This is a genomic window from Agromyces sp. Root81, from assembly GCF_001429165.1.
Lineage (GTDB): Bacteria > Actinomycetota > Actinomycetes > Actinomycetales > Microbacteriaceae > Agromyces.
In genome coordinates this window covers 442,279-456,596 of sequence record NZ_LMIR01000003.1, presented here as the reverse complement: position 1 = coordinate 456,596, position 14,318 = coordinate 442,279, and the positions used below count along the sequence as shown (strand labels likewise).

The 14,318-nt window shown below is 70.9% G+C and carries 12 protein-coding genes; 8 read left to right on the top strand and 4 right to left on the bottom strand.

Going from position 1 to position 14,318, the window contains the following annotated elements; translation table 11 throughout:
* Positions 1–128 precede the first annotated feature (128 nt).
* Genes ASE14_RS16715 through ASE14_RS16705 form a run of 3 tightly spaced genes read left to right on the top strand, consistent with a single transcriptional unit; the run spans position 129 to position 4,065 of the window.
* The gene (locus ASE14_RS16715) at positions 129–1,325 is read left to right on the top strand and encodes a CaiB/BaiF CoA-transferase family protein (protein ID WP_056657571.1); all 1,197 of its coding nucleotides are present in this window, start codon (positions 129–131) and stop codon (positions 1,323–1,325) included.
* Positions 1,322–2,518 (top strand): acyl-CoA dehydrogenase family protein, encoded by a 1,197-nt coding sequence (locus ASE14_RS16710; RefSeq protein ID WP_056657568.1) that lies wholly within the window; start codon positions 1,322–1,324, stop codon positions 2,516–2,518. Before ASE14_RS16715 ends, ASE14_RS16710 begins: the two co-directional genes overlap by 4 nt.
* 23 nt (positions 2,519–2,541) lie before the next feature.
* Positions 2,542–4,065 carry an aldehyde dehydrogenase family protein gene (locus ASE14_RS16705; RefSeq protein WP_082601004.1) on the top strand — a complete coding sequence of 508 codons (1,524 nt, stop codon included), beginning with the start codon at positions 2,542–2,544 and terminating at the stop codon, positions 4,063–4,065.
* Between the two features lie 19 nt (positions 4,066–4,084).
* Here the strand turns inward: ASE14_RS16705 and ASE14_RS16700 are convergent, their stop codons facing one another.
* Positions 4,085–4,459, bottom strand: coding sequence for a hypothetical protein (locus ASE14_RS16700; RefSeq protein WP_056657565.1), 375 nt, complete (start codon positions 4,457–4,459; stop codon positions 4,085–4,087).
* Between the two features lie 231 nt (positions 4,460–4,690).
* On the opposite strand from ASE14_RS16700, the gene ASE14_RS16695 reads away from it, so the two are divergent.
* The 4 genes from ASE14_RS16695 (at position 4,691) to ASE14_RS20700 (ending at position 7,826) form a co-directional block, all read left to right on the top strand.
* Positions 4,691–5,509, top strand: coding sequence for an amino acid ABC transporter substrate-binding protein (locus ASE14_RS16695; protein ID WP_056657562.1), 819 nt, complete (start codon positions 4,691–4,693; stop codon positions 5,507–5,509).
* Between the two features lie 33 nt (positions 5,510–5,542).
* Positions 5,543–6,205 carry an amino acid ABC transporter permease gene (locus tag ASE14_RS16690; protein WP_056657559.1) on the top strand — a complete coding sequence of 221 codons (663 nt, stop codon included), beginning with the start codon at positions 5,543–5,545 and terminating at the stop codon, positions 6,203–6,205.
* Positions 6,192–6,992, top strand: coding sequence for an amino acid ABC transporter ATP-binding protein (locus tag ASE14_RS16685; protein WP_056657556.1), 801 nt, complete (start codon positions 6,192–6,194; stop codon positions 6,990–6,992). Before ASE14_RS16690 ends, ASE14_RS16685 begins: the two co-directional genes overlap by 14 nt.
* A 75-nt stretch (positions 6,993–7,067) precedes the next feature.
* Positions 7,068–7,826: a Pr6Pr family membrane protein gene (locus ASE14_RS20700; RefSeq protein ID WP_157373064.1), complete on the top strand. Its 759-nt coding sequence runs from the start codon at positions 7,068–7,070 to the stop codon at positions 7,824–7,826.
* Here ASE14_RS20700 and ASE14_RS21360 read toward each other — a convergent pair.
* The 3 genes from ASE14_RS21360 to ASE14_RS16670 all read right to left on the bottom strand — a co-directional run bounded on the left by ASE14_RS21360 (position 7,723) and on the right by ASE14_RS16670 (position 12,388).
* The gene (locus ASE14_RS21360) at positions 7,723–9,219 is read right to left on the bottom strand and encodes a flavin monoamine oxidase family protein (RefSeq protein ID WP_056657555.1); all 1,497 of its coding nucleotides are present in this window, start codon (positions 9,217–9,219) and stop codon (positions 7,723–7,725) included. The genes ASE14_RS20700 and ASE14_RS21360 overlap by 104 nt on opposite strands.
* Before the next feature lie 167 nt (positions 9,220–9,386).
* Positions 9,387–10,799, bottom strand: coding sequence for an aspartate aminotransferase family protein (locus ASE14_RS16675; RefSeq protein WP_056657552.1), 1,413 nt, complete (start codon positions 10,797–10,799; stop codon positions 9,387–9,389).
* A 23-nt stretch (positions 10,800–10,822) separates the two neighbouring features.
* Positions 10,823–12,388 carry a CoA-acylating methylmalonate-semialdehyde dehydrogenase gene (locus tag ASE14_RS16670; protein ID WP_056657549.1) on the bottom strand — a complete coding sequence of 522 codons (1,566 nt, stop codon included), beginning with the start codon at positions 12,386–12,388 and terminating at the stop codon, positions 10,823–10,825.
* Positions 12,389–12,502: 114 nt separating this feature from the next.
* Here ASE14_RS16670 and ASE14_RS16665 point away from each other — a divergent pair, with 114 nt between their 5' ends.
* Positions 12,503–14,173: a PucR family transcriptional regulator gene (locus ASE14_RS16665; protein ID WP_235511451.1), complete on the top strand. Its 1,671-nt coding sequence runs from the start codon at positions 12,503–12,505 to the stop codon at positions 14,171–14,173.
* Positions 14,174–14,318: the final 145 nt, after the last annotated feature.

Sequence of the window (14,318 nt, the reverse complement as noted above, 5' to 3'; positions counted from 1 at the left end):
AGGAGATGCTGCGACGATCCACGAACGGACGGGGACGGCGTCGGTGACGGCGTCGCTGCGCAACGAAAAGAAGCGATATAGGATGATTGAGCGGCCCGGGTGGCCGCCGACATGCGAAGGCGGATGGGATGCACGAGCGGCGGGCCGACGAGGCGATCGACGGAGTGCTCTCGGGCGTGCGCGTCGCCGACTTCTCGCGAGTGCTTGCGGGCCCCTACGCCACGATGATGCTTGCCGACTTCGGCGCCGACGTCGTGAAGATCGAGTCACCGGCCGGTGACGACACCCGGCACTGGCGTCCGCCCGTCGACGCGAGCGGCCAGGCCACCTACTTCGGCAGCGTCAATCGCAACAAGCGCTCGGTCGCGCTCGACCTGACGGATGCCGCGGGGCTCGCCGAGGCGCGCCGGCTCGCGGCCTCGGCCGACGTCGTCATCGAGAACTTCAGGCCGGGCGTGATGGATCGCTTCGGGCTCTCCTACGACGCGGTGCGGGCATCGAACCCGGGCGTCGTCTACTGCTCGATCACGGGCTTCGGCACGGGCGAGGGCGCTGCGCTCGCCGGCTACGACCTGCTCGTGCAGGCTGTCGGCGGGCTCATGTCGATCACGGGCGCAGCCGACGGCGAGCCCGCGAAGGCCGGCGTCGCCCTCGTCGACGTGCTCACCGGGCAGAACGCGGTCGCCGGCATCCTGCTCGCCCTCCGCGAGCGCGACCGCAGCGGGCTCGGCCAACGCGTCGAGGTGAACCTCATGCAGGGCCTGCTCTCGGCGCTCACGAACCAGGCCGCCTCGACGCTCGCCACCGGCACCCCGCCGCGACGCCTCGGCAACGCCCACCCGAGCATCGCGCCCTACGCCGTCTTCCACGCGGCCGACCGCGAGCTCGTGATCGCCGTCGGCAACGACAAGCAGTTCCGGGCGCTCGCCGCGGTGCTCGGCGTCCCCGCGCTGGCGGGCGATCCGCGGTTCGCGGGCAACGTCGACCGGGTCGCGCATCGCGCCGAGCTCACGGCGGCGATCGAGGAGCGCCTCGCCGCGGCATCCGCTGCGCACTGGGTCGATGCGCTCAGCGCGGCCGGCGTGCCCGCCGGCCCCGTGAACGACGTCGCCGAGGCGATCGCGTTCGGCGAGGCGCTCGGCCTCGACCCCGTGGCCGAGATCGACGCCGGCCCCACCCCGAACGGCACCGCCACGAGCCGCACGGTCGCAAACCCGATCGGCCTCTCGGCGAGCCCCGCCGTGTACCGCACTCCGCCGCCCGCGCTCGACGAGCACGCCGGCGCCGACTGGCACCAGACCCCCGCGAAAGGACCGCACCGATGACCACCGCACCCTCGATCGACGCCGTGTTCGACCTCGACGCCCTGCTCAGCTCCGAGGAGCGCGAGTGGCAGCTGAAGGCCCGCGCCTTCGCGCAGGACCGCCTGCTGCCGGTCATCGAGGAGGACTTCGAGGCCAAGCACTTCCGCCGCGAGTTCGTGAAGGAACTCGGCGACCTGGGCTTCCTCGGCATGCACCTGCACGGCTACGGATGCGCCGGCGCCGACGCCGTCTCCTACGGCCTCGTGTGCCTCGAACTCGAGGCCGCTGACAGCGGCTGGCGCACCTTCGTGTCGGTGCAGGGTTCGCTCGCGATGAGCGCGATCCACAAGTACGGCTCGGAGGAGCAGAAGCAGCGGTGGCTGCCGGGCATGGCGGCCGGCGACCTCATCGGATGCTTCGCCCTCACCGAGCCGCAGGGCGGCTCCGACCCCGCCGGCATGACCACGACCGCGCGCCGCGACGGCGACGGCTGGGTGCTCGACGGCGCGAAGCGCTGGATCGGCCTCGCCTCGCTCGCCGACGTCGCCGTCGTCTGGGCGAAGGTCGACGACCCCGAGTTCGGCGGTGGCGACGGCGGCCGTGCGGTGCGCGGGTTCCTCGTGCCGACCTCGACGCCGGGCTTCACGGCGACGCCGATCGACGGCAAGCTCTCAATGCGCGCCTCGGTGCAGTGCGACATCGAACTCGACGGCGTGCGGGTCGACGGCGACGCGATCCTGCCGGGTGCGAAGGGCCTCTCGGGTCCGTTCGGCTGCCTGAACGAGGCGCGCTACGGCATCGTGTGGGGCGCGATGGGCGCCGCTCGCTCGTGCCTCGAGGCGGCGATCTCACGTTCCGTCGACCGCGAGGTGTTCGGCAAGCCGATCGGCGCGAACCAGCTCATCCAGGCGAAGCTCGCCGACATGTTCCTCGAGGTCGAGAAGGGCATCCTCCTCGCCCTGCACCTCGGGCGGTTGAAGGAGCACGGCACGCTCACTCCCGCCCAGATCTCGGTCGGCAAGCTCAACAGCGTGCGCGAGGCGCTCGCGATCGCCCACGAGGCGCGCGCGATCCTCGCCGGCGACGGCATCACGAACGCGTGGCCCGTCATGCGGCACGCGGCGAACCTCGAATCGGTGCGCACCTACGAGGGCACCGACGAGATCCACCAGCTGATCCTGGGCCGCGAGCTCACCGGGCTGAACGCGTTCTGAGCAGGGAGGTGTCGGAGGACGACATGGGTGAGACGAGCAGGGCAGCGGATACCGCGGGCATCGCGCCGCGCGACGAGCAGCGACGCGCAGCCGACGAGGTGATCGTGACCGACCCCGAGACGACGGTCGAGATCGCGGTGCGCCTCGCCGCGGCATCCGGTTTCGACCGCTCGTCCCGCGACGACCGCGCCCGGTGGCTGGCCGCGCTCGCCGAGGCCGTCGAGGCGCACCGCGACGAACTCGTCGCCCTCGCCGCGGAGGAGACGCACCTCAGCGCGGCGCGCCTCACCGGTGAGGTGACGCGCACGGCGACGCAGCTGCGCTTCTTCGCCGAGGTCGCTCGTGAGGGGTCGTACGTCGAGGCCACGCTCGACTCGCCCGACGCCTCGCTCACGCCGCCGCGCCCCGACCTGCGCCGGATGCTGCGCCCGCTCGGAGTCGTCGCGGTCTTCGCCGCCTCGAACTTCCCGTTCGCGTTCTCGGTGCTGGGCAACGACACGGCGTCGGCGCTCGCTGCGGGCTGCCCGGTCGTCGTGAAGGCGCACCCCGGGCATCCGCGACTCTCCCGGCGGGTCGTCGAGATCGGGCGCTCGGCGCTCGGCGAGGCCGGTGCGCCTCGAGCGGCCCTCGCCCTCGTCGACGGCTTCGACGCGGGCACCGCGCTCGTGCGGCATCCGCTCGTCGCGGCGGTGGGATTCACCGGCTCGACCCGCGGCGGGCGCGCGCTCTTCGACCTCGCGTCGGCGCGGCCGGCGCCGATCCCGTTCTACGGCGAACTCGGCTCGATCAACCCGGTCGTCGTCACGCCCGCGGCAGCCGCAGCGGATGCCGCAGCGATCGCAGCCGGGCTCGCCGGCTCCTTCACCCGCGACGGCGGCCAGTACTGCACGAAGCCCGGGCTCGTCTTCGTGCCCGAGGGATCGGGATTCGAAGCCGCGCTCGCGGGCGCCCTCGTCGACGCGCCGACGCAGACGCTGCTCACCGACGGCATCGCGAGCGCGTTCGACTCGGGTTCGGCGGCGCTCGCCGCGCGCGACGACGTCGAGGTCGTCTTCGCCGGCGATCGAGCGACGGATGCCTCGGCGCCCGTCGTCGTCGCCACCACGGTCGACCGCTTCGTCGCCGCGCACGACACGTTCCTCGAGGAGTGCTTCGGCCCACTCACGGTGCTCGTGCGATACACAGGCGATGCCGCGCTGATGGCCGCACTCGCCGTGCTCGACGGCTCGCTCACCGGCACCATCCACCACGCCCCGGGCGAAGACGTCGCCGGCCTCACCGGCGCGCTCGGCCGGGTCTCGGGCCGCATCGTCTACAACGGTTGGCCGACCGGCGTGGCGATCGCCTGGGCGCAGCACCACGGCGGCGGGTGGCCCGCGACGACCGCATCGGTGCACACCTCAGTCGGGGCCACCGCGATCCGCCGTTGGCTCACGCCAATCGCCTACCAGGACGCACCCGCCGCTGTGCTCCCGCCAGAGCTCGCCGACGGCAACCCGCTCGGCGTTCCTCGCCGCGAAGACGGCGTGGTCATCGTCGGGTCGTGACCGTCGGGGACCCGCTCGATCAGGGAGCCGCGCACCCTTCCCCGAGCTGGATGCCGTGCTCGGTCTGGCGGTGCACCAACACCGAACCCTGCGAGTCGCAGATGGCGTTCACCAGCAGGGCGAAGCCCTCGCCGTTCTGGTAGTTGCCCTTCTCGCCGGGAAGGCCGAACCCTTGGACCGTGCCCGGCGGCACGAACGCCCACACCTCGTCGGCGCCGGGGAAGACGCTGGGCAGCCATGCCCAGTTCCCGTCGATGATGGGGCCGTCGGTGCAGACGGCGCCGCACGCCGCCGGCGGCTTGCTGACGTTGATACAGTCCAGCGCATTCGCGGCGGTCGGGACGAACACGAATGCCACGACCAGACCGGCCGCGGCGAGTGCCTTCTTGAACATGATTCCTCCGTTTGCAGCATCGGAAACAGCAGAATGTCCACCGTCACCGACGCTACTCATATCTGAGGATCTGTCAACTTACTGCCTCCCTCGCTCCCGAGTAGCCGTTTCGGCTGTGGGAATGAAACGCGGGGTAACGCCGTTTTCCTCTCGGGGCGAGGCCGTGATGGACTCGACCACGCGGCACGGCACCACGTCGCCGCTCAGCACTCCCCACGAACGGAGCTCCACATGTCTCGCGCACCCCGCGTCCGCACCCTGCTCGGCCTGGCCGCCGCATCCGTCGCCGTCGTCGCCCTCGCCGCCTGCTCGAGCGGAGCGCCTGCGTCGAGCGAAGCAGCGACCGACAACGAGTTCGGACTCGTCAAGGCCGGAACGCTCACGGTCGCGACCGAGGGCACGTACCGTCCGTTCAGCTTCCACGAAGACGGATCCGGCGACCTCGTCGGCTACGACGTCGAGCTGGCCGAGGCGGTCGCCGACAAGCTCGGCCTCGAGGTCGAGTTCCAGGAGACCCAGTGGGACGCGATCTTCGCGGGCCTCGACGCGAGCCGGTTCGACGTCATCGCGAACCAGGTGTCGATCAACCCCGAGCGCGAGGAGCAGTACCTCTTCAGCGAGCCGTACACCGTCTCGCCGGGCGTCATCGTCGTGAAGGAGGGCGACTCCTCGATCTCGAGCTTCGACGACCTCGCCGGCAAGACCACCGCGCAGTCGCTCACGAGCAACTGGTACACGCTCGCGCAGGAGTCGGGTGCCAACGTCGAGGCCGTGGAGGGCTGGGCGCAGGCCGTGGCGCTGCTGCAGCAGGGCCGGGTCGACGCGACCGTCAACGACAAGCTCACCTACCTCGACTTCGTGAACACCAACGGCCAGTCGGGCATCGAGGTCGCGGCGGAGACCGACGACCCCTCGCTCAGCGCCCTCACCTTCACGAAGGACAAGAAGGATCTCGTCGCCGCGGTCGACGCGGCCCTCGCCGAGCTCCGCGCCGAGGGTGTGCTCGCCGAACTCGGCGAGAAGTACTTCGGCGCCGACGTCTCCGAGTAGCCTCGTCCTGCAACAGACGAAGGCGGTGAGGCGATGAGCGGCTGGCAGCTGTTCCTCGATTCCTTCTGGCCGATCGTGTGGGGCGGGGTGAGCGGCACCATTCCGCTCGCCCTCGCCTCATTCGCGATCGGTCTCGTGCTCGCACTCGGCACCGCGCTCATGCGGTTGTCGAAGAACCGGGTGGTCTCGGGCATTGCACGGTTCTACATCTCGGTGATCCGTGGCACGCCCCTCCTCGTGCAGTTGTTCGTGATCTTCTACGGACTGCCCTCGGTCGGACTCGTCATCGACCCGTGGCCGAGCGCGATCATCGCGTTCTCCCTCAACGTCGGCGGGTACGGCGCCGAGGTGATCCGCGCGGCGATCCTCTCGGTGCCGAAGGGGCAGTGGGAGGCCGGGTACACGATCGGCATGTCGCACGCCACGACGCTGCGCCGCGTCATCCTGCCGCAGGCCGCCCGAGTCTCGGTGCCGCCGCTGTCGAACACCTTCATCTCGCTCGTGAAGGACACCTCGCTCGCCTCGCTCATCCTCGTGACCGAGCTGTTCCGGGTGTCGCAGGAGATCGCCGCCTTCAGCCAGGAGTTCATGCTGCTCTACCTCGAGGCGGCACTCATCTACTGGCTCTTCTGCCTCGTGCTCTCGAGCGGGCAGGGTGTTCTCGAGAAGAGGTTGGACCGCTATGTCGCCCACTGATCCGCTGGCCCCTGCCGCGGCGCCCGACGACTCCGTGCTGCTCGCGGCACGGGGAATCCGCAAGTCGTTCGGCGACAACGAGGTGCTGCGCTCGATCGACCTCGAGGTGCGGCGCGGCGAGGTCGTCGTGCTCATCGGGCCGAGCGGCTCGGGCAAGACGACCGTGCTGCGCTCGCTCAACGGACTCGAGACGCCCGACGCCGGCACGATCGACTTCGCCGGCGGGCCCGTCGTCGACTTCGCCGCCCCGGTTCCGAAGGCCCAGCGCTTCGCGCTCCGCGACCGCTCGGCGATGGTCTTCCAGCAGCACAACCTCTTCCCGCATATGACGGTCATCGAGAACGTCATCGAGGGGCCGGTGCGCGTGCAGCGGGTGCCGAAGGCGCAGGCGGTCGCCGAGGCATCCGCCCTGCTCGACCGGGTGGGCCTTGCGGAGAAGCGCGACGCCTACCCGTTCGAGCTGTCGGGCGGGCAGCAGCAGCGCGTCGGCATCGTGCGGGCCCTCGCCCTGAAGCCGCAGCTGCTGCTCTTCGACGAGCCGACGAGCGCGCTCGACCCCGAACTCGTGGGGGAGGTGCTGCAGGTCATCAAGGAGCTCGCCGACGAGGGATGGACCATGGTCGTCGTCACCCACGAGCTGAGCTTCGCGCGGCAGGCGGCCGACGAGGTGCTCTTCATGGACGGCGGCGTCGTGGTCGAACGCGGCGAACCCGGCACGATCTTCACGAAACCGACGCACGAGCGCACCCGGCGGTTCCTCGACCGGATCCTGCGCCCGCTCGACTGAGGCGGCGCGCTCGGTTCATCCCGGTTCGCCGCCGTCCACCGCTGCTCTCCGGGTCGGGGCGGCTAGCGTTGAAGCATGCCCGGCTCGCGACGCACCAGCGCTGACGAGGTGCCTCGGGTGCAGCTCGCCCGGCGATGGCTCGGCGTCTTCCGGGTGCTCATCGCGGTGCTCGAGGTCGTCGCCCTCATCGGCAACTTCCAGTACGTGCTCGGGTTCCGGTTCTTCGCGACCGCGAACTTCTTCAGCTACTTCACCGTGCAGTCCGCGTTCGCCGCGGTCGTGACGCTCGGCATCGCGGCGGCGTTCGCGCTGTTGACGCCGCGCGATCCGGTGTGGCTCGGCGTCCTCCGCACGATGGTCACGGTGTACGTGCTCGTCTCGGGCATCGTCTTCGGCATCATCGTCGCGCAGGCCTCGACCCGCGACTACCGCATGGAGGTGCCGTGGTCCGACACCGTGCTGCACTTCATCGTGCCCGCGCTCGCCCTCATCGCCTGGACGGTCGACAGCATCATGGCCGTGAACCCCCGCGTGCCGTGGTCGACGGTCGGCTGGGTGCTCGTCTTCCCGTCGATCTGGCTCGTCTACACCCTGTTCCGCGGTGCGGACATCGGCTGGTACCCGTACTTCTTCCTCGACGAGGCGCAGGTCGGCGGGCCGGTCGGCGTCGCCCTCTACTGCCTGCTCGTGCTCGTGATCTTCGTGTCCCTGACGGCGGGGCTCGTCGCGATCAACCGGATGCTGTGGCGAAGGGCGCGAGCGCATCGAGCACCTCGGCCTGGAACGACGGATCGTCGAGCGCTTCGAGCCGAGTCGCCTGCACTGCAGCGATGAGGCCGAGCAGGATCGGCTCGCCGGACTCGAGGCCCGCATCGATCCAGGTGGCGACCGGGGAGGACGCGCCGACGACGGTGAGGACGTTCGGGATCGGGGTCGGCTCGTCGCCCGCGGCATCCGCTTCGCCGGAGGCATCCGCTCGCCAGAACGCGTCGTCGAAGCGCAGCCAGACCGTGTCGACCACGCCCATGCCGAGCAGCGAGATCGCACGCTGGTGCATGAGCGGCAGCGCCGGGCTGAATCGCACCGTGTCGGTCTTCAGCACGCCGAGCGGCACCGTGACCACGGCGCGATCGACGGTGAGGGACTCGCCCGAGTCGAGCCGGAGGCTGACCCGGCGATCGGTGTACGCGATGTGCGTGACGACGCTCGACACGGCGATGTCGAGCGGCTCGGCGAGCGTGTCGACGTAGTCGGAGAGCCGCCCGGTGACGAGCGCTCCGACGTCGTCGAGACGCTCGGGGTCGTAGCCGGCGGCCGAGATGACCGAGGTGATCGCGCCCGTCGAGGGCGCCACGCCGCTGTTGATGGTGTGCGCGAGCCAGTCGGCGGGGCTCACGCCCGAATCATCGGGCACGGCCGAGAGCGGCGTCGCCCCCGATGCGGTGAGGGCGGTCGCGAGCGACACGTCGCGGGGCTGGGTGGCCGCCCACTGCTGCGCGGTCGCGATGGCGTCGGGGCCCGTCGCGGGGATCGGGACGCGGAGGCCCTCGGGCGTCGTCGCCGAGACCTCGGGGACGAAGGGAACGGTGTCGACGGATGCCTCGTGCAGCGCGTCGACCACGGCGGCGTCGTCGCCCGTGAAGACGGCCCCCAACTCGATCGGGGCGTCGAAGCCTGTGGCGTCGACGCTCTGGATTCGGCCGCCGAGCCGGTCGCGCGCCTCGATCACGACGACCTCGAAGCCGGCGTCGACGAGATCGCGGGCCGCGGTCAGTCCGGCGAGTCCCGCGCCGATGACGGCCACCCGTTCGCCGGGATCGCCGAGCCGCGTGATGCCGGCGGCGGCACGCGCGCCGGAAGCGCGGGCGCCCTCGAGGGTGCCGGGCCGGTCGGGGTCGGTCGCCTCACCCGCGATGAAGAGGCGCTCGCCCACGGGCTCGGCGAGCGCCTGCCTGAGCTCGGCCGTACTGCCGACCGAGTCGAAGCTGAACGCGCCGCGCGCGAACGGGTCGGCGCCCCAGCGCGAACGGCGGATCGCCTTCGGCAGCGGGACGCCGTTCGTCGGTGCGGGCGGGGCGGTGGTGGTCGGAGGCGCCGTCGTGGGCGGCGGGCTCGGGCTCGGCTCGGGCCAGGTGCAGCTCGCGAGCGCGAGCGTCGCGATGCCGGAGAGCGAGGCGGCGATGAAGGTTCGCCGGCCGATGCCGCCGGGCGCCGCCCGTGAGTCCATGGGATTCAGGCTAGCCGACCGGGTCGTGCCGGGCCCGCAGCATCCGCTTCCGGGTCTCGAGCGCCCCGAAACGACGAAATGCAGGGGATCCCGGGTCACAGGGGCCAGTGAGCCCCTGTGCCGCAGGATCCCCTGCATCAAGCAGGTCGTTCCTCAGCGAGAACGCGTCAGACGACGTAGCCGTCGGCGATGGTCAGCGCCTCGTCGATGATGTCGAGCCCGCGAACGAGCTCTTCCTCGGTGATGACGAGCGGCGGCGCCACGTGCATCCGATTGAAGTGGATGAACGGCCACAGCCCGGCCTGCTTGCAGGCGGCGGCGACGGCCGCCATCGGCGCGGCATCCGCTCCGCCTGCGTTGAACGGGACGAGGGGCTCGTGCGAGGCAGGGTCGCGCACGAGCTCGATCGCCCAGAACAGTCCTGCACCGCGGATCTCGCCGACCGACGGGTGCTTCGCCGTGATCTCGCGCAGGCGGGGCTCCACGACCCGCTCGCCGAGGTCGCGCACGCGCTCGAGGATGCCGTCGCGCTCGAACACCTCGAACGTCGCGACGCCGGCGGCGCACGCGAGCGGGTGGCCCGAGTACGTGAGTCCGCCCTGGAACGAGACGGTGTCGAAGTGCGAGGCTATCCGCTGCGAGATCACCACGCCGCCGAGCGGCACGTAGCCCGAGTTCACGCCCTTCGCGAAGGTGATGAGGTCGGGCACGACGTCGAACGCGTTCACTGCGAACCACTCGCCGATGCGGCCGAAGCCGACCATGACCTCGTCGGCGATGTAGACGATGCCGTACTTGTCGCACAGCGCACGGACACCCTGCAGGTAGCCGGGCGGCGGCACGAGCACGCCGTTGGTGCCGACGATCGTCTCGATGATGATCGCGGCAATCGTGTTCGCGCCCTCGAGCACGATGAGCTGCTCGAGGTGGGCGAGCGCACGCTCGGCCTCCTGCTCGGGGGTCTCCGAGTGGAAGGACGACCGGTACGCGTACGGGCCCATGAAGTGCGCGACCGAGCCGTCCGACGGTTCGTTCGCCCAGCGGCGCGGGTCGCCCGTGAGTGAGATCGCGGTCGCGGTGCCGCCGTGGTAGCTGCGGTACATCGAGAGCACCTTGCGGCGCCCGGTGACGGCGCGGGCCATGCGCACGGCGTACTCGTTGGCGTCGGCGCCGCCGTTGGTGAAGAACACCTTGTCGAGGTCGCCGGGGGCGACCTCGGCGATGCGACGGGCGAGTTCGCTGCGGACATCCGAGGCCATCGACGGCTGGATGGTCGCGAGGCGACCCGCCTGCTGCTGGATCGCGGCGACGAGGTCGGGGTGCTGGTGGCCGAGGTTCAGGTTCACGAGCTGCGACGAGAAGTCGAGGTACGCGTTGCCCTGGTAGTCCCAGAACGTCGAGCCCTCGCCTGCGGCGATCGGCAGCGGGTCGATGAGCGCCTGCGCGCTCCACGAGTGGAACACGTGCGCGCGGTCCTCGGCGCGCACCTGCGCCTCGGCTGCCGCGTCGGGCAGTGGATGCACCGTGCCGAAACGGTCGGTGTAGACGGCCTCGGTCTCGGCGGTGATGGTGTCGGTCATGTGGTTGCTCCTCAGAGAACGGGTCAGTGGTTCTGGGGGAAGCCCAGGTTGATGCCGCCGTGCGCGGAGTCGCTGCGCGTGGCCGGGTCGATCCAACGACTGGTCACGGCCTTCTCGCGGGTGAAGAAGTCGAAGCCATGGGTGCCGTAGGCCTTCGCGTCACCGAACAGCGACTGCTTCCACCCGCCGAACGAGTGGTAGGCGACGGGCACCGGGATCGGCACGTTGATGCCGATCATGCCGACCTGCACCTCGTTCTGGAAGCGACGTGCGGCGCCGCCGTCGTTGGTGAAGATGGCGGTGCCGTTGCCGAACTGGCCCGAGTTGATCAGGTCGAGACCCTCGTCGTAGGTGTTCACGCGAACGATCGAGAGCACCGGGCCGAAGATCTCCTCGGTGTACGCCCGCGAGGTGGTCGGCACGTTGTCGATCAGGGTCGGGCCGAAGAAGAAGCCGTCCTCGTGGCCGTCGACGGTGAACCCGCGGCCGTCGACCACGATCGTCGCCCCGTCGTTCTCGGCGATGTCGACGTAGGAGGAGACCTTGTCGCGGTGCACGTCGGTGATGAGCGGGCCCATGTCGGGCTCGACGCCGTCGACGCCTGCGCCGTTGCCGATCTTCAGCGTCGCGATGCGCTCGCTGATCTTGGCGATCAGCTCATCGGCGACGGGCTCGACGGCCAGCACGACCGAGATCGCCATGCAGCGCTCGCCGGCGGCGCCGTACCCGGCGTTGACCGCCTGGTCGGCGACGAGATCGAGGTCGGCGTCGGGCAGGACGAGCATGTGGTTCTTGGCGCCGCCGAGCGCCTGGACGCGCTTGCCGTGCTTCGAGGCGGTCTCGTAGATGTACTGGGCGATCGGAGTCGATCCGACGAACGAGATCGACTGCACGACCGGCGAGGTGAGGAGCCCGTCGACGGCGAGCTTGTCACCCTGCAGCACGGTGAACACGCCGTCGGGCAGGCCGGCCTCCTTCCAGAGCTGTGCGAGCCAGAGCGCCGCCGAGGGGTCCTTCTCGCTCGGCTTCAGGACCACGGCGTTGCCGGCGGCGATCGCGATGGGGAAGAACCACATCGGAACCATGGCCGGGAAGTTGAACGGGCTGATGATGCCGACCACGCCGAGCGGCTGCTTCAGCGAGTAGACGTCGATGCCGGTCGAGACGTTCTCGGAGAAGGCGCCCTTGATCAGGTTCGGGAACCCGGTGGCGAGTTCGACGACCTCCTGGCCGCGCAGGATCTCGCCCATCGCGTCGGAGACGACCTTGCCGTGCTCGGCGGTGATGATGGCCGCGAGCTCGCCCTTGCGCGAGTTCAGCAGCTCGCGGAAGGCGAACATCACGTTCTGCCGCTTCGCGATCGAGTAGCCGCTCCACACCTCGAACCCGGCCTGCGCGGACGCGATCGCCGCGTCGATCTCGGCCTGGTCGGCCAACGCGACCTCGGCCCGCACGGCGCCGGTGGCCGGGTTGTACACCGGGGCCGTGCGGCCCGAGGTCGACGCGCGCAGCGCGCCGTCGACCCAGTGTCCGAGCAGTGGCACGTCGGGGGCGGATGCGGGCGAGGAAGCGGTCTCGGTGATGCTCATTGGCAGTTCCTTCACTGATGTGCGGCGGTCGCGGCGGTGCCGATATCGGACAGAATGGCCGAGGTCGGCTAGGCTTCGTATTCCCAGTGTGACAGAGGAAGAAAGGCGACTCCGGTGGCAGATCGTCGCGAAGATGAGGCGATTCAGACGAACCGTCCGGTGCTCGAGCCGGCCGATGACGGCCTCCCGACCGTGCGCGAGATCCTCGCGATCCCCGCGGTCGCGCACGGCATCCCCGAGGTGCTCTCCGGCGGTGATGCGCTCGATGCGCACGTGCGCTGGGCCCACGTCTCCGACAGCGCCGGCGTCGCCCGGCTGCTGAACGGCGGCGAGCTGCTGCTGTCGACCGGTTCCGGGTGGCCGACCGAGCCCGCCGAGCTCGCGGCGTTCATCGGCGGACTCGTCGACGTGGGCATCGCCGGCCTCGTGCTCGAGCTCGGCGTGCACTACCGCTACGTGCCAGCCGTCGTCGAGTCGGCGGCGCGCGAGCGCGGGCTCGCGCTCGTGGCCCTGCACCGCGAGGTGAAGTTCGTGGCGCTCACCGAAGCGGTGCACAGTCGCATCATCTCGGAGCAGACGGCGGCGCTGCGCGCCCGCGACGAGGTGCGCGAGCGCTTCACCGCGCTCGCGCTGCGCGGGTCGCCGCCCGACTTCATCGTGCAGCAGCTCGCCCAGACGCTCGGCGCGGCGGTCGTGCTCGAGAACCTCGCCCACGAGGTCGTGGCCGCGGACGTGCCGCTCGCGGCCGAGGTGGACCTCTTCACCCGGTGGGAGACGCGGTCGCGGCTGGCGCACCGACGCCACGACGAGCAGCGCGCCCAGGGCAACGGCGCTTCCTCCGACGACTGGCTCATCGTGCCGGTCGAGGCGCGAGGCATCCGCTGGGGCCACCTCATCGCCCTGCCGGGTCCGGCGCATCCGGCCGGCAGCACGAGCGTGCTCGAGCAGGGCGCGATCGCGCTCGCGCTCGGCCGCCTCGCCGACGGCGCCGCCGACGAGTGGGTGCGCATCGGTCGTCAGCGCCTCGTGGACGGCCTGCTGGACGGCCGGTTCGCCGGCCTGCCCGCGGCGTCGGCGCGCATCGAGGCCGCCGGCCTGCCGCTCGAGGGCGCGCGACTCTTCGGCGTCGTGGTGACCGGCGGCGCGGTCACGGCGGCGGCAGCGGATGCCGCGGCTCGCGAGCTCGGCGGACGGGCGCTGGCCGGGGTGGCGCCCGAGAGCGCCGCCGCAGCCACGGCCACGATCGTCCTGCTCTCGCTGCCGGCCACGCGCGCCCTCGACGACGCATCGGCCAGGGCCTTCGCGATCGCGCTCGCCGCAGGCGACGCGGTGATGCTCGACCGGCTCGTGCTGTCCATCGGCTCCGAGGCGAGCGATCTCGACGCCCTGCTCGGTTCGGTGCAGGAGGCGATCGACCTGGCTCGCGGCCCGGCGCCGCGTTCGGCTCGCGGCCCGGTGCTGCGACGATCCGACGACCGTCCGCTCATGCGACTCGTGACGGCGCTCCGCGACGACCACCGGCTGCTCGAGCACGGGGAACGCATGCTCGAGCCGCTCATCGACTACGACCTCGCGCGCAAGGGCGACCTGCTCGACGTGCTCGGCGCGGTGCTCGCGCATCCGGGCAACCGCACGGCCGCGGCATCCGCTTCGCACCTGTCCCGTTCGGTGTTCTACCAGCGGCTCGCACTCATCGGCGACCTGCTCGGGGTCGACCTCGACGACGGCGAGACGCTGACGGCGCTGCATCTCGCGCTGCTCGTGCGGCGCAGCGTCGTGCGCTGAGCGCCGAGCGCTGAGCGCTGAGCGCTGAGCGCCGAGCGTTGAGCGCTGAGCGCCGAGCGTTGAGCGCCGTGCCCCTGATCCGAGCAGCGGATTCTGTTCTACTTGCTATTGACAAGTGCACTTGCAAAGAGCAAGCTGGATGTGA